General features: G+C 59.5%; 27 protein-coding genes. 24 read left to right on the top strand and 3 right to left on the bottom strand.

Annotated elements, in window-relative coordinates; genetic code table 11:
- Positions 1 to 125: 125 nt before the first annotated feature.
- On the bottom strand, positions 126 to 1,175 hold the full coding sequence (locus V7Z56_RS12135; protein ID WP_334129764.1) for a TRAP transporter substrate-binding protein: 1,050 nt from the start codon (positions 1,173 to 1,175) through the stop codon (positions 126 to 128).
- Positions 1,176 to 1,715: 540 nt separating this feature from the next.
- Between V7Z56_RS12135 and V7Z56_RS12130 the strand changes: the two genes are divergently transcribed.
- The 24 genes from V7Z56_RS12130 (at position 1,716) to V7Z56_RS12015 (ending at position 22,561) form a co-directional block, all read left to right on the top strand.
- On the top strand, positions 1,716 to 2,879 hold the full coding sequence (locus tag V7Z56_RS12130; RefSeq protein ID WP_334129763.1) for an acyl-CoA dehydrogenase family protein: 1,164 nt from the start codon (positions 1,716 to 1,718) through the stop codon (positions 2,877 to 2,879).
- 29 nt (positions 2,880 to 2,908) lie between these two features.
- On the top strand, positions 2,909 to 3,769 hold the full coding sequence (locus tag V7Z56_RS12125; RefSeq protein WP_334129762.1) for an HpcH/HpaI aldolase/citrate lyase family protein: 861 nt from the start codon (positions 2,909 to 2,911) through the stop codon (positions 3,767 to 3,769).
- An 11-nt stretch (positions 3,770 to 3,780) separates the two neighbouring features.
- Positions 3,781 to 4,257 carry a MaoC family dehydratase gene (locus V7Z56_RS12120; protein ID WP_334129761.1) on the top strand — a complete coding sequence of 159 codons (477 nt, stop codon included), beginning with the start codon at positions 3,781 to 3,783 and terminating at the stop codon, positions 4,255 to 4,257.
- Positions 4,254 to 6,233, top strand: a complete 1,980-nt coding sequence (locus V7Z56_RS12115; protein ID WP_334129760.1) for an AMP-binding protein — start codon at positions 4,254 to 4,256, stop codon at positions 6,231 to 6,233. The genes V7Z56_RS12120 and V7Z56_RS12115 overlap by 4 nt, the downstream gene beginning before the upstream one ends.
- The gene (locus V7Z56_RS12110) at positions 6,230 to 6,379 is read left to right on the top strand and encodes a hypothetical protein (protein WP_334129759.1); all 150 of its coding nucleotides are present in this window, start codon (positions 6,230 to 6,232) and stop codon (positions 6,377 to 6,379) included. Before V7Z56_RS12115 ends, V7Z56_RS12110 begins: the two co-directional genes overlap by 4 nt.
- 33 nt (positions 6,380 to 6,412) lie before the next feature.
- A complete protein-coding gene (locus tag V7Z56_RS12105; RefSeq protein WP_334129758.1) occupies positions 6,413 to 7,225 on the top strand; it encodes an enoyl-CoA hydratase/isomerase family protein in 813 nt (270 codons plus the stop codon).
- Between the two features lie 78 nt (positions 7,226 to 7,303).
- Positions 7,304 to 8,416: a CaiB/BaiF CoA transferase family protein gene (locus V7Z56_RS12100; protein WP_334129756.1), complete on the top strand. Its 1,113-nt coding sequence runs from the start codon at positions 7,304 to 7,306 to the stop codon at positions 8,414 to 8,416.
- 21 nt (positions 8,417 to 8,437) lie between these two features.
- Positions 8,438 to 9,652, top strand: a complete 1,215-nt coding sequence (locus tag V7Z56_RS12095) for a CaiB/BaiF CoA transferase family protein (protein ID WP_334129754.1) — start codon at positions 8,438 to 8,440, stop codon at positions 9,650 to 9,652.
- Between the two features lie 36 nt (positions 9,653 to 9,688).
- Positions 9,689 to 10,474 carry an SDR family NAD(P)-dependent oxidoreductase gene (locus tag V7Z56_RS12090; protein WP_334129752.1) on the top strand — a complete coding sequence of 262 codons (786 nt, stop codon included), beginning with the start codon at positions 9,689 to 9,691 and terminating at the stop codon, positions 10,472 to 10,474.
- Positions 10,475 to 10,619: 145 nt separating this feature from the next.
- Complete coding sequence (locus tag V7Z56_RS12085) at positions 10,620 to 11,243, top strand: TetR/AcrR family transcriptional regulator (protein WP_334129750.1); 624 nt, start codon at positions 10,620 to 10,622, stop codon at positions 11,241 to 11,243.
- Between the two features lie 218 nt (positions 11,244 to 11,461).
- Positions 11,462 to 11,884, top strand: coding sequence for a VOC family protein (locus V7Z56_RS12080; protein WP_334129749.1), 423 nt, complete (start codon positions 11,462 to 11,464; stop codon positions 11,882 to 11,884).
- A gap of 12 nt (positions 11,885 to 11,896) precedes the next feature.
- Complete coding sequence (locus V7Z56_RS12075) at positions 11,897 to 12,379, top strand: VOC family protein (protein ID WP_334129748.1); 483 nt, start codon at positions 11,897 to 11,899, stop codon at positions 12,377 to 12,379.
- 18 nt (positions 12,380 to 12,397) lie between these two features.
- A complete protein-coding gene (locus tag V7Z56_RS12070; protein ID WP_334129746.1) occupies positions 12,398 to 12,799 on the top strand; it encodes a DUF1428 domain-containing protein in 402 nt (133 codons plus the stop codon).
- Between the two features lie 2 nt (positions 12,800 to 12,801).
- A complete protein-coding gene (locus V7Z56_RS12065; protein WP_334129744.1) occupies positions 12,802 to 13,245 on the top strand; it encodes an SRPBCC family protein in 444 nt (147 codons plus the stop codon).
- A 43-nt stretch (positions 13,246 to 13,288) separates the two neighbouring features.
- The gene (locus V7Z56_RS12060) at positions 13,289 to 13,717 is read left to right on the top strand and encodes an SRPBCC family protein (RefSeq protein ID WP_334129743.1); all 429 of its coding nucleotides are present in this window, start codon (positions 13,289 to 13,291) and stop codon (positions 13,715 to 13,717) included.
- 372 nt (positions 13,718 to 14,089) lie between these two features.
- The gene (locus tag V7Z56_RS12055; RefSeq protein WP_334129742.1) at positions 14,090 to 15,067 is read left to right on the top strand and encodes an ABC transporter substrate-binding protein; all 978 of its coding nucleotides are present in this window, start codon (positions 14,090 to 14,092) and stop codon (positions 15,065 to 15,067) included.
- 16 nt (positions 15,068 to 15,083) lie between these two features.
- Positions 15,084 to 15,914, top strand: a complete 831-nt coding sequence (locus V7Z56_RS12050) for an ABC transporter ATP-binding protein (protein WP_334129740.1) — start codon at positions 15,084 to 15,086, stop codon at positions 15,912 to 15,914.
- Positions 15,911 to 16,660 (top strand): ABC transporter permease, encoded by a 750-nt coding sequence (locus tag V7Z56_RS12045; RefSeq protein ID WP_334129738.1) that lies wholly within the window; start codon positions 15,911 to 15,913, stop codon positions 16,658 to 16,660. Before V7Z56_RS12050 ends, V7Z56_RS12045 begins: the two co-directional genes overlap by 4 nt.
- The gene (locus V7Z56_RS12040) at positions 16,657 to 17,415 is read left to right on the top strand and encodes an ABC transporter permease (RefSeq protein ID WP_334129737.1); all 759 of its coding nucleotides are present in this window, start codon (positions 16,657 to 16,659) and stop codon (positions 17,413 to 17,415) included. Before V7Z56_RS12045 ends, V7Z56_RS12040 begins: the two co-directional genes overlap by 4 nt.
- A gap of 14 nt (positions 17,416 to 17,429) precedes the next feature.
- Positions 17,430 to 18,194 carry a GntR family transcriptional regulator gene (locus tag V7Z56_RS12035; protein ID WP_334129735.1) on the top strand — a complete coding sequence of 255 codons (765 nt, stop codon included), beginning with the start codon at positions 17,430 to 17,432 and terminating at the stop codon, positions 18,192 to 18,194.
- Positions 18,195 to 18,219: 25 nt separating this feature from the next.
- The gene (locus tag V7Z56_RS12030) at positions 18,220 to 19,068 is read left to right on the top strand and encodes an isocitrate lyase/PEP mutase family protein (RefSeq protein ID WP_334129734.1); all 849 of its coding nucleotides are present in this window, start codon (positions 18,220 to 18,222) and stop codon (positions 19,066 to 19,068) included.
- Between the two features lie 57 nt (positions 19,069 to 19,125).
- Positions 19,126 to 20,520: a 3-isopropylmalate dehydratase large subunit gene (gene leuC, locus V7Z56_RS12025; RefSeq protein WP_334129733.1), complete on the top strand. Its 1,395-nt coding sequence runs from the start codon at positions 19,126 to 19,128 to the stop codon at positions 20,518 to 20,520.
- A gap of 10 nt (positions 20,521 to 20,530) precedes the next feature.
- Positions 20,531 to 21,139 (top strand): 3-isopropylmalate dehydratase small subunit, encoded by a 609-nt coding sequence (gene leuD / locus V7Z56_RS12020; RefSeq protein ID WP_334129732.1) that lies wholly within the window; start codon positions 20,531 to 20,533, stop codon positions 21,137 to 21,139.
- A 327-nt stretch (positions 21,140 to 21,466) separates the two neighbouring features.
- A complete protein-coding gene (locus tag V7Z56_RS12015) occupies positions 21,467 to 22,561 on the top strand; it encodes a TRAP transporter substrate-binding protein (RefSeq protein ID WP_334129731.1) in 1,095 nt (364 codons plus the stop codon).
- Between the two features lie 81 nt (positions 22,562 to 22,642).
- Here the strand turns inward: V7Z56_RS12015 and V7Z56_RS12010 are convergent, their stop codons facing one another.
- The gene (locus V7Z56_RS12010) at positions 22,643 to 24,034 is read right to left on the bottom strand and encodes a TRAP transporter large permease (protein ID WP_334129730.1); all 1,392 of its coding nucleotides are present in this window, start codon (positions 24,032 to 24,034) and stop codon (positions 22,643 to 22,645) included.
- The gene (locus V7Z56_RS12005) at positions 24,034 to 24,606 is read right to left on the bottom strand and encodes a TRAP transporter small permease subunit (RefSeq protein ID WP_334129729.1); all 573 of its coding nucleotides are present in this window, start codon (positions 24,604 to 24,606) and stop codon (positions 24,034 to 24,036) included. Before V7Z56_RS12005 ends, V7Z56_RS12010 begins: the two co-directional genes overlap by 1 nt.
- Positions 24,607 to 24,650: the final 44 nt, after the last annotated feature.

The raw sequence follows: 24,650 nt of genomic DNA, 5'->3' as shown, positions 1-24,650 counted from the left end.
TATACGGAACCCGATTTCTGCCACCTTCCGCAGAAGGTGGCAGGGGTGATGAGCCCTTTGACCGGGCTGCGCGTCCTTCCGGCCGAATTGGGCCGGGCCAACGCTCCGGTCTACTGGAGCGGATTTTATTGGGTCGCGTCCGCTTTGCGGAAGGCGTCAAGAACTGCCGTCGCCTTCAATCCGACCGCGTCAAGCTCGCTCGCCCAGCCGTCGGCAACGCTGCTTACCTCTTTGCCCCATTCAGCGACCTGATCGGCGGTGAGTGTCGTCGGTTTCAGTTTGCCTTCCGAAACCAGCTTGTCACGAACGCTCTGGTCATCGTCATCCATCCATTTGCAAAGCTGCTTTCGCGTCATCTCACCGGCGTCCATCATGATTTTTTGTGTCTCGGGCGAAAGCGAATTCCAGTTCTTTTCATTCATGGCGATAATGATGCCGGCGGAGCCAAGCTGCGGCCCCTCGACCATGTAGTTAAACACCTGCTCAAGGCTGTACTGCTCAAGCGCGTTCATGGTGAACAGGGCGCCGTCAACGGTTCCGCGTGACACCGCATCATAAAGCTCGGGCGAGGACGCGCGCACGGGAACGGCGCCAAGGGTGATCATCGTCTTGTTCATGGCGCTGCCATTGGCGCGGATTTTCAGCCCCGACAGATCGTCCATCGTGGCGACTTCTTTCTTCGACGTGAAAATGCGGTAGGGGATAAGTACGGCGGCAAACACAGGATAGAGGCCAAGGGGCTTTAGCTCCTGCTCATAGAGGATCCCGCCAGGCTGGACGATCTCCCAGAATTTGGACGTCCCCTGGCAGGAATTATCATACATCCCCGGAAGTTCAGAGACCGTCGAGAGCGGCAGCTTGTCCGACGAATAGGACGGGATGATGAGGGCGAGATCAGCAAGGCCGGACTGAAGAACCGCCAGATTGTCCTTGCCGAGCTGCGCGGCCGGATAGACTTCGAACGTAATGTCGCCATTGGTATCCGCCGTCACCTTCTCGGTGAAGACGCGCGCGCCTTCCGTCCAGAGATAATGGGATGCCGGAAGCACATAGGCGTATTTCAGGGTCTGTTTCTCCGCCGCCATCGCCGTGCTGGACAAAGCCACGCACGCCACCGACAGGGCGGCCGCCTTGCATGCCTTGGCAATGCTGGAAAACCGAGAATTTTGTATCATTAGATCCTCCCTTGTTATGTCGTTCCTTAAAGTGAACGTTATTCAGAAAAATTTTTCTTGTCAAAGAGTTTCCTGATATTTCCAAAATCCGGAACAATTTTTCAAGGTCAGCGGAGGATAATGCGCGCCATTTTTGTACTTTTTCTGATTCGCCTTTTACGGCGTCATCTATGGAAAATCTATTATAATCTATTGATATGTAATAGTTTATGTAAATTCCGTCTCTTTTGAAAAGAGAATGTGTTCGATGAGTCGTCGCAATATGCGGGGGCTTGAAGGGCTGATTATTCATGCCTCGACGCCCAGAATCGGCGGCACTGTTCCGCGTCACGTCGGCTGTGGCTCAAAGGCCGGCAATCCGGCATTGAAAACCCCATAAAGTAGCTCTAACGCCATGAAATCCGCGGTATATTAGTACATTTTTTGGGAAATGCGCCGTTCTCTGCCATCAGTCGCAGATTTTCGGGGATATGCAAATTTTTGACTATTGACGTTCAAATTTTAGAACTGTATTCATTTTATAGAATAGCGGAGGAAAGAATGGACTTTCAGTTTGAAGAACGGTTTGGCGATATCCAGCGCCAGATGTACGCGCTTTGTCAGCGGTTCGACGACCAGTACTGGCTGGATCGCGATAATGATGGCCGCTTCCCGGAGGAATTTTACCGGGCGGTGGCGGACGCCGGATGGCTCGGCATCGCAATGCCGGAGGCCTATGGCGGTGCCGGCCTTGGGATATCGGAGGCCGCGGCAATTGTTCAGGTGGCGGCGGAGAGGGGCGGGATAAGCGCGACCTCGGCGATCCATATGAACATCTTCGGGCTGCATCCCGTTGTCGTTTTCGGTACCGAGGAGCAGAAATCGCGCATGCTGACGCCGCTGATCAAGGGCGAGACGAAGGCCTGCTTTGCGGTGACGGAGCCGACGACTGGCCTCAATACGACGAAGCTGAAGACCAAGGCCATCCGTCGCGGCGATACCTACTATATCTCGGGCCAGAAAGTGTGGATCTCGACCGCGCAGGTCGCCGATCACATGCTGATCATTGCGCGCACGACGCCGATCGAGGATGTGAAGAAGCCGACCGACGGGCTGTCGCTCTTCTACACGAAGCTCGACCGACGGTACGTCGATGTCCGGGAAATTCCGAAGATGGGCCGCAAGGCGGTCGATTCGAACGAGCTGTTCATAAACGAGCTTCCCGTGCCGGCGGAGGATATGATCGGCGAAGAGGGGAAGGGGTTTGAGTGCATCCTGCACGGCATGAACCCGGAGCGGATCCTCGTCTCGGCCGAAGCCGTCGGTGTCGGCCGCTCGGCCCTTGCAAGGGCCGCGAAATATGCCCGCGAGCGCATCGTCTTTGATCGGCAGATCGGGCAGAATCAGGGTGTCCAGCATCCGCTCGCCAAATCATGGATCGAGCTTGAAGCGGCCAACCTGATGGCGTTTCGCGCGGCGCATCTCTATGACAGCGGCCTCCCGTGCGGCCCCGAAGCGAATGCGGCGAAATATTTCGCTTCTGAATCCGCTTTTCGGGCCTGCGAAAACGCCTTCTTCACCCATGGCGGCTTCGGCTATGCCAAGGAATTTCACATCGAACGGCTGCTGCGCGAGATTATGATTTTCCGCGTCGCGCCCATAAGCCCGCAACTGATCCTTTGCAGCATTGCCGAGAAGAAACTCGGTCTGCCGAAATCTTACTGAAGGTGCCCGACATGCGTCCGATCAGATCAATGCTTTTTATCCCGGCCAACCGCGCGAGCTGGATTGAACGCTCCCCGACCTTCGGGGCGGATGCGATCATTCTCGATCTCGAAGACAGTGTCCCGGTACATGACAAGGAGGTTGCGCGTAAAAATGCCGCCTCGATGATCGCCTCGCTCGCCAATGCGGGCCAGCGCGTCTACATCCGCATCAACCGCCTGAAGCACATCTATGACTTCGACGACATTCTCGCGGTAACAATCTCCGGAACCGAAGGCATCATGCTGCCGAAAGTCAGCAGCCTGGAAGATATCCAGCTCGCTGATGCGCTTGTTGGTGAAGCCGAGTTCCGGCATGGTCTCGCGCCGGGCTCCGTCGTGCTCGCGCCTGTGCTCGAGACAGCCGGGGGTGTCGTCAAGGCCTATGACATCGCCTCCCACCCGCGCGTCGCATCACTCGTCGCGGCAAGCGCGAAGAATGGCGACGTTGCAAGATCCCTCGGCTTTCAATGGACGCAGGAGGGCCTTGAGACGATTTACATGCGCTCAAGCTCCGTCGCCGCGGCGCGCGCGGCCGGCAAGCTGGCGATTGGCGGCCTGTGGCAGGATGTCCATGACATAGCCGGTCTCGAAACATGGGCAAAAGGGAACCGCCAGCTCGGCTTCCATGGCGAGCTCGCCCTGCATCCCTCGAATGTCGCTGTCATCAATAAAGTCTACACGCCCTCGGACGAAGAGTATGCCTATTACTCGAGAATGATCGCCGCCTTCGAAGAGGCGGAAAAAGAAGGGCGCGGCGCCCTGATCTTCGAGGGGGATCATGTCGATCTGGCCCATGTCGAAACGGCCCGCAGCATCATCGCACTCTACCAGGAAATGAACAAGAAGTGAGGGAGGGGACCATGTCATACACGAACCAGAGGGGCAGATATTTCGAAGAGCTCAACATTGGTGATGTTTATCCGCACGCGATCCATCGAACGGTAACCGAAACCGACAACTTGCTCTTCAGCACGCTGACCCACAATACCCAGCCGCTTCATCTGGATGAGGAATTCGCCAAGGGCGAAATGTTCGGCAGGCGCCTTGTCAACAGCATCTACACGCTCGGCTTCGCGGTCGGCGTCGGCGTGACGGAACTGACGCTCGGCACCACGCTTGGCAATCTCGGCTTCGGGCAGATCGATTTTCCGAAACCGGTCTTCATCGGCGATACCTTGCGCTCCGAGACCACCGTCGTTGACAAGCGGGAATCGAAATCGCGCCCCGATGCCGGCATCGTCGAGTTTGAGACCCGAGGCTACAACCAGCGGGACGAGGTCGTCGTCATTGCGCGCCGCAAGGCCTACATGAAAAAGATGCCGAAGGATGCCGCATGACCTCCGATGTCGTCTGGCGTCCGGACGCTGACATTATCGCGAAGAGTAATCTCGTCGCCTATATGCAGCGTCACGGCATCGGCAGCTACGCGGAGCTGGAAGAGAAGGCAGCGCGAAATCCGGACTGGTTCTGGGAGACAATCCTCGAAAACATCCGTTTCGAGGCGCCCTACGACCGGCTCCGGGATGCTGCGCGAGGGGTCGAGTTTACATCCTGGTGCGTCGGCGGAAAGGTCAATATCGCCCGCAACTGCCTCGACCGGCACAAGGGTACGCCCATCTGGCACGCCAACGCCATCCTCTATGAAAAGGAAGACGGCAGCACGCAGGCATGGACCTACCAGCGCCTCGCCGAGGAAGTGGATGCGCTGGCAAACGGCCTTCGCGCGATAGGCTGCAAGCGGGGCGACGTCATCGGCCTTTATCTTCCCAATATGCCAGAGGCCTTCGCGGCATTTCTCGCGATCGCAAAGATCGGCGCCATTGTGCTGCCGCTCTTCTCCGGTTTCGGCGCGACAGCGCTTGCCGCGCGGCTCGAGGATGCGGGCGCGAGCGCCATCATCACCGTCGATGGTACGAGCCGGCGCGGGCGGCTTGTCGAGATGAAATCCGTCGTCGACAGCGTGGCGCCGGACTTGCCAAAACTCGAGCGCGTGATCGCCATCCGGCGGGCCGGATGTGCGGATGACGCGCGTTTCGACCGTGACCATGACTATGACGCGCTGATCAGTCGAGGGAAGCAGAGTGACAGCCCCGTCGAGATGACGAATGCGGACGATCCGCTGATGCTGATGTATACCTCCGGCACCACGGGAAAGCCGAAGGGGACCGTTCACAGCCACGTCGGACTGCTCGCCAAGCTCAATCTCGATTTCGGCCTGATGCTCGATCTCAAGCCTTCCGACAGGTTGCTCTGGATCAGCGACATGGGCTGGCTGGTCGGACCGATGATTGCCGTCGGCGTCACCTTTATCGGCGCGACGGCGCTTGTCGTCGAAGGCGGGCCGGACTATCCGGATGCCGGGCGCATGTGGCGCCTGATAGATGAGCATCAGATCTCATTTCTCGGCCTCGCGCCGACGATTGCCCGCTCCTTCATGAAAGTCGGCGGCGCCGGCATTGAGGAGCGGAAGCTCTCGTCCCTCCGGCTTCTCGTCTCGACTGGCGAGGCCTGGACTCCGGATGCGTGGAACTGGGTATTCGAGAAGGTCTGCCGCCGCCGCATTCCCATTCTCAACTATTCGGGCGGAACCGAGGTGGGCGGCGGGATCCTCACCGGCACCGTTCTCCATCCGATGAAGCCCTGCTCTTTCACCACGGCGATTCCGGGGATGCAGGCCGATATTGTCGATGAGAGCGGTAAATCCGTCCCCGACGGCGTTGTCGGTGAGCTCGTTCTCCGCGGCGCATCCATCGGTCTCAGCCGGAGCCTCTGGAATGACGATCAGCGCTATCTCGAGAGTTACTGGCGGGATATTCCGGGCGTCTGGCGTCAGGGCGACTGGGCGGTGCGCGATGGCGACGGCTTCTGGTTCATTCTCGGCCGTTCGGACGACACGCTGAAAATCGCCGGCAAACGAACCGGGCCATCGGAAATCGAGGGGCTGCTCGCGGCGACGGGCAAGGTCGCCGAAGCGGCGGTGATCGGCATCCCACACCCCGTGAAGGGGCAGGGCGTCGGCTGCGTCGTGGTTCTCATGCCGGGCTGCCCGTGGAACGATGAGGTTCATCGTACATTGGAGCGTGCGGTTGTCGATGGGCTCGGCACGCCCTATCGTCCGACCTTTATCCTGCCGGTCTCGGATCTGCCGAAGACGCGCAACATGAAGGTCATGCGCCGGATGGTCCGGGCCGCCTGCCTTGGGGAGAGCCCGGGCGATACCTCCTCGCTCATCAATCCGGAAGCGGTGGACGAGATAAGGGATGCGGTCCGGCGCGCCGGGCTGACGCAAGAGATCGGCGGGCAAGGCGGATGATCAGGCAGTTCAGCCCCCTTGCGGGCGTCAGGGTGATCGACGTTTCGAAGGTTCTCGCCGGGCCCGTCTGTATCGACATGAGTGAGGCGGAGATCAGCGCGCTCCTTGCCGAAGAGGTGATCCGCGAAGCGAAACAGGCGTCATAGGTTTGAGGTAACAGTCTAATAAGGGAGCAACCAATGAAAGTAGACTACAGCGCGTACACACAGCTTTCGTTTGACCGGCCGGCCGAGGGCATTTTGCGGATTACCCTCAATCGCCCGGAAAGCCTGAATTCGCTGGATGCCGTGGGGCATGCGGAGATCACGGAAGTCTGGCGGGATGTCGATGCCGACCCCGACGTCAGCGCCGTCATCCTGAGGGGCGCGGGTAAGGCGTTCTCCGCCGGCGGTGATTTCTCGATGATCGAGGAAATCATCGCCGATTTCGATGCGCGCGTTCGTGTCTGGCGGGAAGCCAAGGATCTTGTCTATAACATCATCAACTGCAGCAAGCCCATCGTCTCCGCGATGCATGGCCCGGCGGTTGGCGCGGGTCTCGTGGCGGGGCTCCTCTCTGACATCTCCATCGTCACGCCTACCGCAAAGATCATCGACGGACACACGCGGCTTGGCGTCGCGGCGGGTGATCATGCGGCAATTATCTGGCCTCTGCTCTGCGGGATCGCGCGGGCGAAATATCATCTTCTCCTCTGTGAGCCGATGACCGGCCAGCAGGCCGCCGACATGGGGCTGGTCTCGCTCTGCGTGTCGGAAGAAGAGCTTGAGAAAAAGTCGATCGAAATCGCGACCCGTCTCGTGGGCGGCGCGACCAACGCGATCCGCTGGACGAAATACTCCCTCAACAACTGGCTGCGGATGGCAGGCCCCATCTACGACACCTCAACGGCGCTGGAGATGCTGGCCTTCACCGGTCCCGAAGCGCGCGAAGGCGTCGCCTCGCATCGCGAGAAACGCGCACCCGTCTTCCCGCGGCCGAAGCGCGGCAAATAACCGCCGCACGCAACACCGCTGAAGGCGCCATGCGCCTTCGGCACTCATCACAGGAGCAGGGTATTGAGGGTATACGACATGACTGCTGACAGGGATGAAGGGATCGATCATTCGTCCGATCTGCCACTCGCCGGGCTCAGGATACTCGACTTTACCTGGTTGCTTCCCGGGCCGTTTGCGACATTTCTCCTCGCCGATCTTGGGGCGGACGTCATCAAGATCGAACGGCCCGGGAGTGGTGACTACCTGCGCGACATTCACCCCGAGATGTTCGAGCATATCAACCGGGGAAAGCGCAGCATCGCACTTGACCTGAAAAGGGAAGCCGACCGCGCCAGTCTCCTGAAGCTGGTGGCAACGGCGGATGTCGTGGTTGAGGGGTTTCGCCCCGGCGTCGCCGATCGCATCGGCATCGGCTATGGTGCCCTGTCGGCTGTCCGCCCCGGCCTCATCTATGTCTCGATCTCGGGCTACGGGCAGAGCGGCCCCTTTAAGGATCTCCCTGGCCATGATGTCAACTATCTCGCCATGGCGGGAGCGCTCTCGGTCCCGGCATCGTGGGACGAGAAGCCGCGAAGAAGCGGCCTGCCGGTTGCCGATCTCACCGCGTCCCTTTACGCCGCGCTGAATATCGCGGCGGCCGTTCGCAAGCGCGACCGGAGCGGCAAGGGAAGCCGCATCGATCTTGCGATTGCCGAGGCGGCGCTCCACTGGGCGGAAGTGCGGTTTGCGGGTGTCTCGCCCGATGCGCCGGACTGGCATCATATTCACCCCGCGAATGATGTGTTCGAGACGAAGGGCGAAAGGGAGATATCCGTCGCCCTCGTCGAGGACAAGTTCTTCGGCAATTTCTGCGCGGCGATCGGGCGCGGTGACTTGCGCGCGCGCTTTCCGTCCATCGAGCATATTACGGCGGATCGCGCCGCTGCGGCGGCGCTGAAAGCGGAACTCAAGGAACTTTTTCGGACGCGATCGCTTGAAGAGTGGGAGGCGATCCTCGCCAAAGCTGATGTCCCTTACGCCGCGGTGGATGGGCCCAGGGAGGTCGCGCGAAACCCGCATTTCAGGGCGCGCGGGCTGTTTGACGGTCCGTCCATGCCGCTTCCCGGCGGACTTGGGCGTCGCGAGCGCCCCGCGGTGGCGCCGCAGCTTGGCGAACACGGTACCGATATATTGTCAGAGATAACGTAATCTTTCAGGAGGGCTAATACCATGGATCAGGACGAGGTGAGGCCTCTTAGCGGGATCAAGGTGCTGGATTTCTCGAAATTCATCGCCGGGCCGATCTGCACGCAGTATCTCGGGGCGATGGGCGCCGATATCATCAAGGTTGAGGATCCCGAGGGCGGCGACGGCGCGCGCTCCATCCCGCCCTTTGTCGGCAGCGACGGCGCGACCTTTCTCGCGATGAACGCCAACAAGCGCAGCGTCGCGCTCAACCTGAAATCAAAGGCCGCGCTCGATATCGTTCTGAAGATGGTGCCCGAAATGGATATCGTCGTCGAAAGCCTCGCGCCCGGCGCTGCCGAGCGCCTCGGCATCGGCCCCGAGGCCCTGATGGCGATCAACCCGCGGCTCATCTACTGCTCGATCTCCGGCTTCGGGCGCAACGGGCCGCTTGGCGACCAGCCGGGCTATGAGGTCATGATGCAGGCTTTCGGCGGGTTGATGTCGGTCACGGGCGAGACGGATTCAGCCCCGCTTCGCATTGCCTTCTCGCCGCTCGACCAGACAACGGGCCTGCATGCGCTGACCGGCGTCCTTGCCGCCCTCCGCCAGCGGGATCTGACGGGGCGCGGCACGCTCGTCGAGGTTTCGCTGTTCGAAACGGCGGTCGCGCTGCTCGGGTGGCATGCGCAAGGCTACTGGATAGACGGCGTGCCGCCGAAGCGCTCTGGTTCGGGTCACGCGACGCTTGTTCCCTACGGCAGTTTCCGCGCCAGGGATGGTGACATTCTTCTCGCCGTTGGCAGCGACAATCTCTGGCGGAAATTCTGCATCGCGGCGGAGCTCGGTGCTGCAGGAGAGGATCCGCGTTTTGCTCATAACGCCGGCCGCGTCGCCCTCGTCGGTGAGGTCAACAAGCTGGTGCAGGATCGCATCGCGGAAAAGACGATTGCCGAATGGACGGAAATCTTCACCCAGCACCGCATCCCCTTCGCGCCGGTCAATGACCTGCCAACCGTCCTTGCCCATCCGCAGCTTGCCGCCCGGGAGCTCGTGATCGATTTCGATCATGCCATCGGCGGCCGGATGCGTGCGGTCGGGCATCCTGTCACCTTCAAGGGTGTCTCGCGATCCGCCCTGCGACCGCCGCCCCTGCTTGGCGAACATACAGACGAGGTCTTGCGGGAGTTGGGCTATTCAGGTGAAGATCTTGAGGCCCTTGCCGATCAGGGCGCCATTGAAATCACCAGTAAGACGTGACGCCGCGTCACCGCGCGGCGGGAAAAGGAGCGCATCATGCAAAAAGATGAACTGGCTGGAAAAGTTGCCCTTATCACCGCAGGCACGGCGGGTGTCGGGCTTCGCGTGGCGGAGCAGCTGGCGGCGGCCGGCGCTTTCGTCATCGTGAACGGCCGAACGGAAGCGGGGGGCGAAGCCGCGCTCAAGCAGCTCCTGCCGATTTCGCCGGATGTGCGGTTCATGGCGGGCGATGTTTCCGACTATGGCAGCATCAAGGCCGTGATCGATCAGCTTGACGCGGAATTCGGGCGGATCGATATCCTCGTCAGCGCGGGCGCGCCGGGAACGCCGGGCCCCATGCCATTTGCCGACATGACGCCGGAGCAGCTTCAGCAGGGCGTCATGACGCGCCTCTTTCCGCGGATTTTCCCGATTCATGCGGCGATCCCGACGCTTCGCAAAGCGAACGGCGCATCGGTCGTGATGCTGACGACAGACGCGGCGCGCCATCCGACGCCGGGGGAAGCGATTGTCGGCGCCGTCGGGGCAGGGGTCATCATCATCACCAAGGCGCTCGCCAAGGAACTCTCGAAAAGCAAGATCCGCGTCAATTCCGTTGCCATGACGATCACCTCTGATACGCCGTCCTGGGAGAGGGCCTTCGGCTCCGCGAGCTTTCAGAACAAGCTTTTCTCGAAAGCCGTCGCCCGCTTTCCGAATGGCCGCCCGCCGGCGGCGACGGAAGTTGCGGATGCCGTCATATTCCTCGCCTCATCGCGCGCCGCACAGATTACCGGCCAGACCATCAGCGTGAACGGTGGCCTTTCTTTCGGCGGCTGGTAAGAGACGGGGGACGGCGCGTGCGAAGGGGAGCGACGGAACGGCGTAGTATCCCCACATACGCTGCGAAGCTGACGTGAAAAAATTTTCGTTTGACACAATACCAACTGGTCGGTATATATAAAACCAACTAGTAGGTATGGTGCAAATGAGCGAGACTTTACATCCATCCAAGAAAAAGCTGCTGGACGCCGCGTTGCGGGTCATCCGCGCCAAGGGATATTCGGCGACGCGGATCGAGGATGTCTGTGCGGTGGCCGGCGTGACCAAGGGGAGCTTCTTCCATCATTTCAAGAGCAAGGACGATCTTGCCCTTGCGGCGGCGGACTATTGGTCGGTGACGACGGGTGCGCTGTTTGCGGGCGCGGCCTATCACGCGCATGCCGATCCGCTCGATCGCATTCTCGCCTATGTCGATTTTCGAAAATCGCTCCTGCAAGGCGAGATTGAGGAGTTTACCTGCCTCGTCGGCACCATGGTCCAGGAGGCATTTGCGACCGAGCCGGCGATCCGCGCCGCGTGCGAGGCGAGCATCTCTTCGCATGCCGAAACTCTGGAAGGCGATATCGCGGCGGCGATTGAGCTCTATGGCGTCGAAGCATCCTGGAGCGCGAAAAGCCTCGCGCTTCATACGCAGGCCGTGCTTCAGGGCGCCTTTATCCTCGCCAAGGCAAAAGGCGGGCCCGAAATTGCCGAGGAGAGCGTCGATCATCTGCGCCGCTACATCGAACTTCTGTTTGCGCGGGCACCCGCCGTGCGATCAGCCAGCTGACCTTCCGCCGGAGACGCCCATATGACCCGCGCAATAACTCGACAGCCGACCGGAGAAAATCGTTGCGCACGGGAACTGTTCATCTTCGCTTCGCGGCGCGCTGGAAGCTGTGAGAGGGCCGCAAAATTGTCTTCTTTTTCCGGCATTCTTTTTGCCATCCATTGCCACCCGGCGTTCAGCGCGTACGGGAGACCAAATCTTTCAGGGAGAAAGCGCATATGGAACCGATGATCTACCTGTTCTTCAAAGGCAACTGTCTCGAGGCAATGACCCGCTATGCCGATATCCTTGGCGGGGAAATAGGCGGCGTCTTTCGCAATGGCGATGCGCCCGATCCGGAAAGCCGCATGCCAGGCGGCGATGATATGGTCATGAACATGGCCATGAAGCTTGGCGGCGCCACCTTGATGGCATCGGACAGCAGCACGGAAATGTATGAGAGGCCGCAAGGCTTTCGCATCACTCTGTCGCCGCCCTCGCGCGCCGAGTTCGACCGCATTTATGGTGCGCTCGCGGAGAATGCGCAAGTCGTTGAAATGGCGCCGGAAGAGACCTTTTGGGCCGAGCGTTTCGCCATGTTTACCGACAGATACGGCACCCCCTGGATGCTGAATTTCGAGGGGAATAAAGCGCAAAACTAGCGGAGAGACGATATGGCGGATTTTATCACATGCCTCTGGTTCGATCATGGCGAAGCGCGAAAGGCCGCGGAATTCTATGCGGCGACATTTCCAGACAGCCGCGTCGGGCGGATAAACAAGGCCCCTGGCGATTTCCCCGGCGGGAAGGAAGGCGCCGAGCTGACGGTCGAGTTCACCGTGATGGGGCGCAAGTTTATCGGGCTGAATGGCGGCCCGACCTTTACGCCCAATGAATCGGTCAGCTTCATGATGATTACGGACAGCCAGGCGGAAACCGATCGCTATTGGAACGCAATTCTGGCGAACGGCGGAACGGAGAGCGCGTGCGGCTGGTGCAAGGATCGGTGGGGATATTCATGGCAGATCACGCCGCAACTGCTGCTCGATCTGACGACCAGTCCGGACCGGGAAAAAGCAAAACGCGCCTTCGATGCGATGATGACAATGACGAAAATCGACATTGCCGCGCTCGAAGCCGCAATCAGGGAAAACTGAAGGAGAGAGGAGAGGCGAATGACTTACATGGATGGGTTCGTTATCGCGGTGCCGACCGCGAACAAGGAAAAGTTCCAAAGCCACGCGGAGATGGGCGACAGTGTCTTTATGGATCTGGGCGCGACGCGTGTCGTTGAATGCTGGGGCGACGATGTGCCGAGCGGCAAGGTCACGGATTTTCGCCGCGCCGTGCAGGCCAATGACGATGAGGCCGTCGTTTTCTCCTGGGTCGAATGGCCCGACAGGGAGACGCGGGACAAGGCCATGCAAAAAATGACCGAGTGGATGGAAAACCCGGAGAAAGCCGATCCGCGCATGGACCCTGAAAAAAATCCCATGCCGTTTGATGGAAAGCGGATGATCTATGGTGGCTTCCAGCCACTCGTCGAACTCGGCGGAACGCGCCGGAAAGGCGGGTAACGATGCCGGGCACGGTAAAGCTGCACCGCGTCTTCGCGGCCGCACCGGAAAAGGTCTATCGCGCTTTTCTTGAGCCGGATGCCGTGGCGAGCTGGCTGCCGCCGTTCGGCTTTACCTGCACGGTCCATGAGCTTGACGCACGCGAAGGCGGGCGTCACCGGATGAGCTTTCGCAACTTCACAACCGGCGAGAGCCATTCCTTCGGCGGCACCTATCTGAAGCTCGTCCCGAACAAGGCGCTCGTCTACACCGATGCGTTCGATGATCCGAGCCTGCCCGGCGAAATGACGGTCACCGTTACGCTGGATACTGTCTCGGTCGGCACGGAAGTGACGATTGTTCAGGAAGGGATACCCGACCAGATCCCGCGGGAGGCCTGTTATCTCGGCTGGCAGGAATCTCTTCGCAAGCTTTTGAGGCTGGTCGAGCCGGAAATAACCCATTAACGGAATTGAGCCGGCACGACGCCGGAGAAGAGGGAGACTGACGATGCCAAATCAAAAGATCGCAATCGACGCCACAGTTGCCGCGCCTCTCGCGGATGTCTGGGAGGCCTTTACAACACCGGCCGCGATCACCCAATGGAACTACGCTTCCGACGACTGGTGCTGTCCGCATGCCGAGGCCGATCTCAGGGTGGGCGGTATCTATAATGCGCGGATGGAAGCGAAAGATGGCAGTTTCGGCTTTGACTTTGCCGCCATTTATGAGGAGGTGACGCCCGAGAGCGCGGTTACGCTCGCTTTGGCCGACGGCCGCAAGGCACGCACGACATTCGAGCCGCTGCAAGGCGGCGTCAAGGTGACGACCGTTTTCGATGCGGAAGGCGTCAATCCGGTCGAAATGCAGCGAAATGGCTGGCAGGCGATCCTCGACAACTTCAAAAACTACGTCGAAACACAAAGCTGCCGCGCTTGAGCGCCTACGGGCGGTGAGTGAACTCCACCGCAATCTCAACGGGCCGGAACCCGTTCAAAAATTCTGTAAGGGGCGGGGTCTTGCCGCCCCATTTTCTTTCAATGAACTTCACGAATTTTTCCATCGCAGGCCAGCCGCTGCGAAAGTCCCGGCGCACCCTCCCCCTTTGCGGGTATGTCGAAGGCGCCGGCATCAGCATTCTATAGAATATATAAGGTTGTCCAGCCAGCTTCCGCGCCGGTCCGCACCCTGTCACAAAATTTACTCTGAGCGCGTTGACGGGGCAAATTATATGGCCTATTGTTATGTTATTATAACAATATAACAATGCAGGTACATTCTCTGGAATTTGAGCCTGAAAGGGGAGGAAGAATGAAATCTCTTAAGTTATTGAGCCGTGCCTTTGGTGTTATGCTTTTGGGCCTCGCAGCCATTGCGCCGGCAAAAGCGGCTGAAGATATCGTCGTTACCCATTACGGCAGCCTTATGTACGGGGTTCCGTACACGATCGCGCTTGAAAACGGGTATTTTAAAGAGGTGGGTCTCGACGTTGACGGCATCATGACGTCCAAGGGCGGCGGCACCTCGATCCGCAACATGCTCGCCGGTGATACGCTTTATGCGGAAGTCGCGCTGACCTCGGCTATCGCCGCGATCAACGAGGGCTTTGACATCAAGATCATCAATGGTGGAACGGATGGCCGTTCTTCAGTCTGGGTAACGCGCGTCGGTGAAAAAATCGAAACGCCGGAAGACCTGAAGGGCAAGCGTTTCGTCTACAGCCGTCCGAAGTCAGTGAGTGAGGCGATGATCCTCGCTGTTCTGGAATCGCATGGCTATACGCGCGACGACGTAACGATGATCGCCATCGGTGACTTCGGGGCGGGCCTCACTGCGCTTGAGCATAACGAAGTTGATATCGCAATCATGCCCGAGCCGATCTTCTCGAAGAAAGTCAAGGCCGGCGCCGCCTACCAGATGATCAGCTGGCTCGACAGCAAACTCCCGCTCTACACGGGAACGGTTGGTGTTGCGACGAGCGAGGCAATCGCGGCAAATGAGGACAAGATCCGGGCCGTTATCGCCGCCCGCGCAAAAGCCATTGCGTTCATGGACAGCAATCCGGATGAAACGGCTGAAATTGTCGCCAAGGCGTACAACATGGATGTCGATACCGCCAAGAGCGCAATCGGCAACATCAAGAAAATGACGCCGACCTGGTGGAACCCGGGCCCGCTTCAGTATGACAAGATGGATGCGATGGCCGGCATTATGATTTCGACCGGCACTCTGGCCGAGATGCCTGAATGGAAAGCTTTCATCGACGATCGCTTCCTGGCCGGGAACTGAGTTGGTGACTGGTGTTATGAAAGCCGTTACGAGGGAGGCCGTGCGGCCTGTCCATGCGAGCCTCAAGGATGTCACGCGCGTTTATCCCGGGCGTGGCGAGAGTGGCGAGGTCCATGCGCTGGGGCCGGTTTCCCTCGATTTGCGGGAAGGTGAGTTTTTCAGCATCGTTGGTCCGTCGGGTTGCGGGAAATCCACCTTTCTCGACGTCCTCGCAGGGCTTGCAAAGCCGAGCGCCGGAACGATCGAGTTTGAGGGAAAGCCTGTCGATGGCAAGGTGCCGGACGGAATTGGCGTCGTCTTTCAGGAAGACGCCAGCTTCCCCTGGCTGACTGTCGAGGACAACATCGCCTTCGGTCTCAAGCGGACGGGGGTCGATGGCGCCGAGCAGAAGCGGCGGGTGGAGTTCGCGCTTGGCTTTATGGGTCTTCGGGATTTCCGCCGGGCGTATCCCAGCCAGCTTTCCGGCGGCATGCGCCAGCGCGTCTGCATTGCGCGGACACTGGTAATGCAGCCGCGGCTGATTCTGCTGGATGAGCCCTTCGGGGCGCTCGATCAGCAGACGCGATTGCTGATGGCGGATGAACTCCTGCGGCTTTGGCGGGAGACTTCGGCAACCATCCTGCTGATTACCCATTCGCTTGACGAGGCCAACCTCTTGTCCGACCGCATTGGCGTGATGTCGATGCGTCCCGGCCGGTTTATCGATATCGTCGAGACGGGGTGGCCGCAGGATCGCGATTCCAGCCTTGCGAGTAATCCGGACTTCGGCGCGGTCACGTCGCGGCTCTGGTCTTACCTGCGCGAAGAATCCATGCAGGCGATGGGGCAGGAGGCGTGGGTCAAATGAAACCGGAGGGCTGGGTACGTAGCGCCGTCATCGTCCTCGCCGTCGGCGGGCTGGAGCTGGCCTGCCGGACGGGCGTGATTCCGCCAACGATGGTGGTGGCGCCGTCCAATATGGTCGTTGGCGTTGTGCAGGAGTTCGGGCGGGAAGGGTTCTGGTTTCATCTGAAGCAGTCGCTCGTCGCCGTCGGGATTGCTCTGGTATTGTCGATCACAATCGGTTTTATCATTGGCTTCATCCTGACCCAGGTGCAGTTTCTCCGCCGGGCGACGGCGCCATTTCTGGCTGCCTATTATTCAATTCCGCATATCGCGTTCTATCCGTTGCTGATCGTGATTTTCGGGCTTGGGCGGGCACCGCTCATTTTTCTCGCCACGCTGTTTGCGATGGTCGCGATGATCATGGCAACGATGACCGGGCTTGACCGCATTTCGTCGGTGCTGCAGAAAACGGCGAAAGTCTACCGGATGTCGAAGGTCGACGAGATTTTGAATATCCGGCTGCCGGCGGCCCTGCCGCATATCCTGTCCGGTCTGAAGCTCGCGATCGCCTATTCCTTCATCGGCGTTATTGCCGGAGAGTTCATTATGTCAACCAGCGGCATTGGCCACGAAATTGCCTTCTCCTATGACAATTTCAACAATCAGCGGATGTACTCCCTGATCCTGATCGTCCTTGCTCTCGTCACGTCGGTCAATATGGCAGTGTTCGCGTTCGAGCGTCGTCTGCTCTCCCGGAGGGGCCTATGACCATTTTCCGTCACACGCGTGATCTGCTGCTGTTTACGGTCGGGCTTCTGGCTCTTTGGCAGGTCCTGCATCTCATCGCCGGCGACGTCGCGATCACGGCTCCGCTCCCGACGCTTGAGCATATGGTCAAGATGGTGAGCAACCCGCGGTTCCTGCCGAACCTCTACGAGACATCACTCGCCTTTCTCTTTGCCGTTATGATTGCCTGGGGGCTGGGTCTCCTTATCGGAATTACGCTTGGGGGCTACAAGTTTGCCGGAAGGGTAGCTGAACCGCTTCTGGTCGCCCTCTATTCGATCCCGAAAATCACCCTCTACCCGGTCATCCTCCTGCTGTTTGGTCTGGGGATGGATGCCAAAGTCGCCTTCGGCGCGTTTCATGGCATTATTCCCGTGGCGCTTTTCACCATGAACGCGGTGAAGAACGTCAATCGGACCTATATCCGGACGGGTCAGGTGCTTCGCCTGAACCCGTGGCAGCAGGTGCGCCATATCCTGCTTCCGGCGACATTGCCGGAGATTTTTACGGGCCTTCGCATCGGCTTTTCGCTGACGCTGCTGGGGACCATGCTTGGTGAACTCTTTGCCTCGCAAAGGGGGCTTGGCTTCCTCCTCATGACCGCAATTGAATTGCATGAGGTGAAAACCATTCTGTCCATAGCTGTATTTGTATCCGTGTTTGCTGTACTATCGAGCGGGGCGCTCCTCGCGATTGATCGCTATTTGCGGCGCGGGGCGGCTGTCAGCACGACATAAGGGTCACAAGGCAGATGGGCATCACTAAAATAAGCGTTGATCGCAAAAGCGGGCTGCCGCTCAGTCACCAGATATTTCTGGTGCTGTCGGACGCCATCCGCTCGGGACGATATCGCGATGGTGAGCAGCTCTCGACCGAAGAGGAGCTGACGCATCTCTTCGGCGTGTCGCGGATAACCATACGCCGCGCCATGGAAAGTCTGCGCGATGCCGGGCTCATTGAAAGCGGGGCGGGGCGGAGAAGCGTTGTCCGCCGTCCCGTAATGGAGCCAATTCGCGCCTCGACCGCCTCGATTGTCAACAACATCATGGTGTTCGGGACGAACACGACCGCGAAGGTCATGGAATTCGACTATGTCGAGGCGCAAGGCTTCGTCCGGGAGAAGCTCTGGGACGCGGAGAACGGGCTCGTTCAGCGGGCCGTCAGGGTGAGATACAAGGACGAGTATCCGGTCGCCCACCTGACAAGCTATGTTCCGGAATCCCTTGCGCGGACCTATACCGCCGATGAGCTCAGCAGCTCTCCGCTTCAGGAATTGCTGGCGCGGGCCGGGGCCGAAGTGGTGGGCACGCGCCAGCGCATCTCGGCGGCCCTTGCCGATCCGCTTGTCGCCTCGCGGCTGAATATCAAGATCGGCTCGCCGCTGATTGATCTGCGCTGTCTGATGGTCGACCGGCAGGGACGGGCGGTCGAGTATATCGAGTTTCTCGCCTCGCCCGAGAAGATCGTCCTCCGCTACGATCTCGAACCCGTAAAGAAAAGCAATTCAAAATCATAGAACAACAAGGAATAGGAATAGTGCGATGACGAAGGCCTCAACTTTTCGTTCTCTCCTCAATAGCAATGAGATGATCGTCGCGCCGGGCGCGATTGACGGGATTACCGGTCGCGCAATCGCCGATGCGGGCTTCAAGGTTGCCTATATGACCGGCGCCGGAACCTCGATGACGCATGGATATCCCGACTATGGGCTGATCACCATGACGGAGATGGTCGCCAATGCGGGCCGTATCGCCAATTCCATCGATATTCCGCTGATCAGCGATGCGGACACCGGCTATGGCAACGAGCTCAACGTCTATCGGACGGTTCAGGAGTTCGAGCGCGCCGGCGTTGCGGCCATCCATATCGAAGACCAGGTATTCCCGAAGAAATGCGGGCATCTCGACAACAAGGAAATCCTGAGCCGGGAAGATTATCTTGCCAAGATCCGCGCCGCGGTCGCGGCCCGCAAGTCGCCCGACTTCTGCATCATCGCCCGCACGGATTCGCGCGCCGTCGCCGGATTTGATGAAGCGGTCGCGCGGGGCAATGACGCGCTGAAAGCCGGGGCGGACGTCATCTTCCTCGAAGCGCCGCAGACGATGGAAGAAATCTCCAAGATCCCGACGCTGATCAACGGGCCGTGCCTTCTGAACGTCGTCAATGGCGGCAAATCGCCGCGCATGGAGATCGCCGATGCGGAGCGGCTGGGTTATGCCATCGCCATCGTTCCGGGCATCCTGCTCCGGGGGATCATCGAGTCCTGTGATCGCCTGCTCGCCGATCTGAAAAAGGGAATTCAGCCGGCCACCGCCGGATCGCCCGCCGCGACATTCAACCGCTTTGGCGCGGAGGAATGGGATAAACGCCGGACGGCCTACCGGGATTGAGATCGGGCCCCCGGTAAGTTTCATAAAGCGGTTTGACAGCAGGGTGTGAGGCAGGTGATGCAAAACAAGCAGTCGATGTTCGATAAAATCTGGAAGAAGCATCTCGTCCTTGAGCGCGATGACGGCTTCTCCCTTCTCTATATTGACCGCCATCTCATGCATGACGGCTCCGCTTCCTGCTTTGCCCGTCTGCGGGAGCGGGGGTTGAAACTCCGCCGCCCCGACCGTTCCTTCGGTACGCCCGATCATTTCGTTCCGAGCCTCTGGAACAAATCCGAGGATGTCCAGAATCTCCCCTGGATTAGCGATATGCATAAATATGCCCGCGAGGCAGGGATCACAATCTTTGAACTTGGCGATGAGCGTCAGGGCATCGCGCATGTCGTCGGGCCGGAACAGGGAATTACCCAGCCCGGGCTGACGCTGGTTTGCGGGGATTCGCACACCTCCACCCACGGCGCACTCGGCGCGCTCGCCTTCGGCATCGGCCATTCCGAAGTGATGCATGTCATGGCGACGCAGTGCCTGTGGCAGAAAAAGCCGAAATCCATGCGCGTGACGGTGGATGGCGCTCTCGATCCCTCCGTCACCGCGAAGGATGTGATCCTCGCCATTATCGCAAAAATCGGGGCGGCCGGGGCTGTCGGGCATGTCGTTGAATATGCCGGGAGCGCGATCCGCAGCCTTTCCATTGAAGGACGGCTCACCGTCTGCAACATGTCGATCGAGGCGGGCGCCCGGGCCGGGATGATTGCCCCCGATGAGACAACCTTCGCCTATCTCAAGGGCCGGCCGTTTGCGCCGAAAGACGAGGCGTGGGATCAGGCGGTTGCCGCGTGGCGGCAGCTTGTCAGCGATGACGGCGCGCATTTCGATAAGGAAGTGCATCTTGATGCGAGCGAAATTGTGCCGATGGTGACGTGGGGCAACAGCCCGGAAGACGCGCTTCCCATCACCGGGAGCATCCCCGATCCGGCCGATATCGGGGACGGCATGGTTAAGGAGAAGATCCTGAATATTCTCGACTATATGGGCCTGCGCCCCGGGATGCGGGTAGACGAGATACCCGTCGATCGGGTCTTTATCGGCTCCTGCACCAACAGCCGGATCGAAGATCTGCGCGCCGCGGCGGCCATTGTTCGCGGGCGAAAGGCGGTCGTCCCGTCATGGGTTGTACCGGGTTCCGGTCTCGTCAAAAGCCAGGCGGAGGCGGAAGGGCTCGATGAGATTTTCAAGGCGGCCGGGTTTGAATGGCGCCAGCCCGGATGCTCAATGTGTGTCGGCATGAACGGCGATACCGGCAAGCCGGGCGAGCGGATCGCCTCAACCTCCAACCGCAACTTCAGAGGCCGGCAGGGCCCGGGCGTCCGTACCCATCTAGTCAGTCCCGCGATGGCCGCCGCGGCGGCCGTTTCGGGGCATTTCACGGACGTTCGCACACTCACGGCCTGAGGAGGGAGAAATGGAAGCTTTCACCACATTGCATGCTGTCGCCATGCCGTTTGATCAGGTCAATGTCGATACGGACCAGATCACGCCGGCACGGTTTCTGGCGAAGCCCCGGCCGGTTCAGGCGGAAAATGTCTTTCGGGATCTGCGCTATGATGCGAACGGAAAGCCGGTCCCCGACTTCCCGATGAACATTCCCGCCTATAACGGCGCGCGCATTCTTGTCGGAAATAAGAATTTCGGCTGCGGCTCATCGCGCGAGACAGCGGTTTCGAGCCTTGTCGACAATGGCTTCAGGGCGTTTATCGCGCCGAGCTTCGGTGACATCTTCTTTAATAACTGCTTTCAGAATGGCGCCCTGCCGATCTGCCTCCCCGATGAGCGTGTGGCGGAAATCCGCGCCCAGCTTCATGCCTCGCCCGGCGCCGAACTCTTCATTGATTTGGAAGCGCAGTCCGTGCGGAGCCCCGACGGGCGGGAAGACCGCTTTGACATCGATCCGTTCCGCAAGGAATGCCTGTTGAAGGGCGTCGACGAGATCGGTCTCACACTCGGCTATGACGCCGATATCAAAGCGTTTGAGCAGAAGCAGGCCCGCGAAGAAGCCTGGCTGGATATCTAGTATTTCTCCCCCGGTCAACGCCCTGGTGTTGCCGGGAATCCTCATCCCGCCCGCCGGTTTACGGCCGCCGTTTCGCCTGCGGTCGGGGCATTGACCCTCTCCCCCAGACCCTGCTTTAGACGGGCCGCGGGCGCGGACTGACCTTCACGCGCGGGAATTGCGTGTCTTTCTCACTTCAACAAATACATGATCCTATCCGTTTAATTGCTCGTTTTTGGCTGGTAATTTCCAAAGATGGTTGTAGAGTTTTATCGAGTAATGATGCTCGATCCTATTATCGGGCATGACAGGGTATAATTGTAAATCTCTAATAGGGGGAGAAATCAGATGGATAGACGTTCGTTTATTACCAAGGCGGGTGTTGTTGGCGTTGGTGCCGCCGCCGCGGGATTTGCCGCGCCGGCAATTGCCCAGGGAAATATCACATGGCGTATGGTCACAACCTGGCCTAAGAATTTTCCGGGTCTCGGTGTCGGCGCGCAACGTCTTGCCGACCGGATTACCGCAGCGTCGGGCGGACGCCTGACCATTCAGGTATATTCGGCGGGTGAGCTTGTTCCGCCGCTGCAGTCGTTGGACGCGGTGATCGACGGCACGGCCGAGATGAGCCATGGCGCCGCCTACTACTGGCAGAATAAATCGCCCGCACTTTCCTTCTTCACTGGCGTTCCCTACGGCATGACCTCGCGTGAGCTGGCGGCATGGGTCCGCTATATGGGCGGTCAGGAAATCTGGGACGAGATCTATGACCAGTTCGGTGTGCAGGGCTTCCTCTCCGGCGATACGGGAACGCAGGCGGGCGGCTGGTTCAAGAATGAACTGACCGGCCTTGACTCGGTGAAGGGACTCCGCTTCCGCACCCCCGGTCTCGGCGGGCGCGTGTGGGAGAAGCTCGGCGTTACCGTCACCAACCTTGCGGCCGGCGAGATTTTCCAGGCGCTGCAGTCGGGCACGCTCGATGCCGCCGAATTTGTCGGCCCCTACAACGATCTCGCGCTCGGCTTCTATCAGGTGGCCAAGAACTACTATCTGCCGAGCTTCGTCGAGCCCGGCCTCGCGACCGAGCTCGTGGTTGACAAGAAGAAGTATCAGGCGCTTCCCGCCGATCTGCAGGCTTTGATCCGCGATGCCTCCCAGGCCGAATACGACCAGGTCGCCTCGGACTTCTACGCCAATGACCCGCGCGCGCTGCAAACACTGGTCAATGATCACGGCGTGAAGGTGCATCAGTTCCCGGACGACATTCTGAAAGCCGGGGCAGAGGCTGCCAAGGAAGTGATGAGCGAGCTGCATCAGTCAAGCGATCCGCTCGTCAAGAAGACCGCGGACAGCTTCATTGAAGCGCTCAACATTCTCCGCACCCGCACCGAAGGAACCGACGGCTCCTTCATTCAGGCGCGGAAGAACTTTTTCTCTATCTGATAGATTAGAGGGAGAAAGCGAAAGGCCCGGTCATTGACCGGGCCTTTTCTGTTTGTCTCACGCGGCAGTGCGTTGCGCCGATCAGCCGCCCAGCACCGTCGGAAGCCAGGTGACGATTTCGGGAAAGATAAAAAGAGTGGAGATCGCCGCAACCTGCAACCCGACAAACGGAATAATGCCGCGATAGATTGCCGAGGTCGGCAGATCCGGCGGCGCCACCCCGCGAAGATAAAAGAGCGAGAAGCCGAACGGCGGCGTCAGGAACGAGGTTTGCAGGTTGACGCCCACGATCACGCCGAGCCAGATCGGGTCAATGTCGAGCGCCAAAAGGATCGGCGCGGTGATCGGGATGACAATAAAAATGATCTCGAATGTATCAAGGATAAAGCCAAGAACGAACATGATCGCCATGACGACGGCGACTGCCGCAAGCGGCCCGCCGGGCAGATTGCCGAGGAATTCATGAACGAGATTGTCCCCGCCCATCAACCGGAAAACGATCGAAAACACGGATGCGCCCAGCAGGATGATAAAGACCATGCTGGTAATCGTCGCGGTCGCGATAGCCGTCTCGCGCAAGACGGTCAGGGACAGACGCCATCTCAGCGCGGCAAGGATCGTCGCTCCCACTGCCCCCACCGATGCCGCTTCGGTCGGGGTGGCGACGCCGCCGAGAATCGAGCCGAGAACAAGCAGAATCAGGATGAGAGGCGGCAACAGCGCCACGCAGACCTCGCGCAGAAGGCTGCCTTTCTCGTCAGCCGGGACCTCCACCGCCGGGCACGAAGAAGGATCAGTGACCGCCTTGAAAATCATGAAGGAGAGATAAAGGCCGACCAGCAGCAGTCCAGGCAGAAGCGCGCCGGCGAACAGATCGCCGACGGAAACGGGGACCGGCGCGAAGTTGCCCTTGGTCATCTGCACCTGAGCATTGATCCCCGACAGCATGTCGCCAAGAAAGATCAGGACCGTCGATGGCGGAACGATCTGACCGAGCGTGCCGCTCGCGCAGATGACGCCGGTTGCCACTTTGGGATTGTAGCCCGCCCGCAACATTGCAGGTAGCGAGATTAGTCCCATAGTAACGACCGTCGCGCCGACAACCCCGGTCGAGGCAGCGAGCAGGGCGCCGACGACAATGACGGAAATACCAAGACCGCCGCGCAGGGTGCCAAACAGCTTGCCCATGGTCATCAGCAGCTGTTCGGCGATATTCGATCGCTCCAGCATCACGCCCATGAATATGAAGAGTGGCACCGCGACCAGAACCTCGTTGGTCATGAAGCCGATATAGCGGTTCGGCAGCGCGCCGAAGTTGGAGATGTCGAAAACGCCGAGACTCAGCCCGACGAGCCCGAACGCGAGGGAGACACCGGCCAGCGTGAACGCGACCGGAAATCCCAGGAGCAGAAAGCCGATGATGCCAAAGAACATCAGGCCGGCGAGAATCTCCCCGATCAGTATCGTCTCCATCAGCTCACTGCTCCGGTGGGAGCTCCGGGCTGTATGGGATATCGCATTCGTATGGGAACCAACTCCGGTCTTCCCGCGAGCACCAGCACGGATCGCAATGCCATTGCTATGCCCTGAATTGCGAGAAGTGTAACAAAGCCGATGATAAAGGATTTAAGGATGAAAAGCCCGGGCATGCCGCCGACATTCGCCGAAGCCTCGTGGTAGGTCCATGCACGCTGCACGAACGGCATCGAATAGGCGTAGACCACCGCGGTAAAAGGTAATAGAAAAAAGATAACGCCGAACAGATCGACCAGCGCCTTGCGACGCAACGTGGCCGGACGATAGTAGATATCGACACGCACATGGTCATCGCGCAGCAGCGCAAAGCCCGCCACCGCCGTAAACATCGCCCCGTTCAGCCAGATATAGAGATCCTGCATCCAGACGTAGCTGGTCGCAAAAAGATAACGTTGCACCACCACGGTGAAACAAACCACGACGATTGCCAGCGAAAGCCACGAAAAAATACGCCCGACCCACAGATTGATCAGACTGATAATATCAACAATGATTGCGATCAATCGCATCAGTTCCCTCCCCCAGACTATTCAGAGGACTTTCTAACAGAACG

The sequence above is a fragment of the Sneathiella sp. genome (assembly GCF_036844445.1).
In the GTDB taxonomy this organism is placed as follows: domain Bacteria; phylum Pseudomonadota; class Alphaproteobacteria; order Sneathiellales; family Sneathiellaceae; genus Sneathiella.
This window is presented reverse-complemented; position numbering and strand designations above follow the sequence as displayed.

Bases quoted from the DNA above. Each gene is read 5' to 3' on its own strand.
- V7Z56_RS12040 (WP_334129737.1), top strand. From the start codon at position 16,657: ATGACCATTTTCCGTCACACGCGTGATCTGCTGCTGTTTACGGTCGGG.
- V7Z56_RS12010 (WP_334129730.1), bottom strand. From the start codon at position 24,034: ATGGAGACGATACTGATCGGGGAGATTCTCGCCGGCCTGATGTTCTTT.
- V7Z56_RS12135 (WP_334129764.1), bottom strand. From the start codon at position 1,175: ATGATACAAAATTCTCGGTTTTCCAGCATTGCCAAGGCATGCAAGGCG.
- V7Z56_RS12115 (WP_334129760.1), top strand. From the start codon at position 4,254: ATGACCTCCGATGTCGTCTGGCGTCCGGACGCTGACATTATCGCGAAG.
- V7Z56_RS12045 (WP_334129738.1), top strand. From the start codon at position 15,911: ATGAAACCGGAGGGCTGGGTACGTAGCGCCGTCATCGTCCTCGCCGTC.
- V7Z56_RS12060 (WP_334129743.1), top strand. From the start codon at position 13,289: ATGCCAAATCAAAAGATCGCAATCGACGCCACAGTTGCCGCGCCTCTC.
- V7Z56_RS12075 (WP_334129748.1), top strand. From the start codon at position 11,897: ATGGCGGATTTTATCACATGCCTCTGGTTCGATCATGGCGAAGCGCGA.
- V7Z56_RS12130 (WP_334129763.1), top strand. From the start codon at position 1,716: ATGGACTTTCAGTTTGAAGAACGGTTTGGCGATATCCAGCGCCAGATG.
- V7Z56_RS12105 (WP_334129758.1), top strand. From the start codon at position 6,413: ATGAAAGTAGACTACAGCGCGTACACACAGCTTTCGTTTGACCGGCCG.
- V7Z56_RS12030 (WP_334129734.1), top strand. From the start codon at position 18,220: ATGACGAAGGCCTCAACTTTTCGTTCTCTCCTCAATAGCAATGAGATG.
- V7Z56_RS12120 (WP_334129761.1), top strand. From the start codon at position 3,781: ATGTCATACACGAACCAGAGGGGCAGATATTTCGAAGAGCTCAACATT.
- V7Z56_RS12065 (WP_334129744.1), top strand. From the start codon at position 12,802: ATGCCGGGCACGGTAAAGCTGCACCGCGTCTTCGCGGCCGCACCGGAA.
- V7Z56_RS12125 (WP_334129762.1), top strand. From the start codon at position 2,909: ATGCTTTTTATCCCGGCCAACCGCGCGAGCTGGATTGAACGCTCCCCG.
- leuD (WP_334129732.1), top strand. From the start codon at position 20,531: ATGGAAGCTTTCACCACATTGCATGCTGTCGCCATGCCGTTTGATCAG.
- V7Z56_RS12050 (WP_334129740.1), top strand. From the start codon at position 15,084: ATGAAAGCCGTTACGAGGGAGGCCGTGCGGCCTGTCCATGCGAGCCTC.
- V7Z56_RS12035 (WP_334129735.1), top strand. From the start codon at position 17,430: ATGGGCATCACTAAAATAAGCGTTGATCGCAAAAGCGGGCTGCCGCTC.
- V7Z56_RS12080 (WP_334129749.1), top strand. From the start codon at position 11,462: ATGGAACCGATGATCTACCTGTTCTTCAAAGGCAACTGTCTCGAGGCA.
- leuC (WP_334129733.1), top strand. From the start codon at position 19,126: ATGCAAAACAAGCAGTCGATGTTCGATAAAATCTGGAAGAAGCATCTC.
- V7Z56_RS12095 (WP_334129754.1), top strand. From the start codon at position 8,438: ATGGATCAGGACGAGGTGAGGCCTCTTAGCGGGATCAAGGTGCTGGAT.
- V7Z56_RS12110 (WP_334129759.1), top strand. From the start codon at position 6,230: ATGATCAGGCAGTTCAGCCCCCTTGCGGGCGTCAGGGTGATCGACGTT.
- V7Z56_RS12100 (WP_334129756.1), top strand. From the start codon at position 7,304: ATGACTGCTGACAGGGATGAAGGGATCGATCATTCGTCCGATCTGCCA.
- V7Z56_RS12015 (WP_334129731.1), top strand. From the start codon at position 21,467: ATGGATAGACGTTCGTTTATTACCAAGGCGGGTGTTGTTGGCGTTGGT.
- V7Z56_RS12055 (WP_334129742.1), top strand. From the start codon at position 14,090: ATGAAATCTCTTAAGTTATTGAGCCGTGCCTTTGGTGTTATGCTTTTG.
- V7Z56_RS12070 (WP_334129746.1), top strand. From the start codon at position 12,398: ATGACTTACATGGATGGGTTCGTTATCGCGGTGCCGACCGCGAACAAG.
- V7Z56_RS12005 (WP_334129729.1), bottom strand. From the start codon at position 24,606: ATGCGATTGATCGCAATCATTGTTGATATTATCAGTCTGATCAATCTG.
- V7Z56_RS12085 (WP_334129750.1), top strand. From the start codon at position 10,620: ATGAGCGAGACTTTACATCCATCCAAGAAAAAGCTGCTGGACGCCGCG.
- V7Z56_RS12090 (WP_334129752.1), top strand. From the start codon at position 9,689: ATGCAAAAAGATGAACTGGCTGGAAAAGTTGCCCTTATCACCGCAGGC.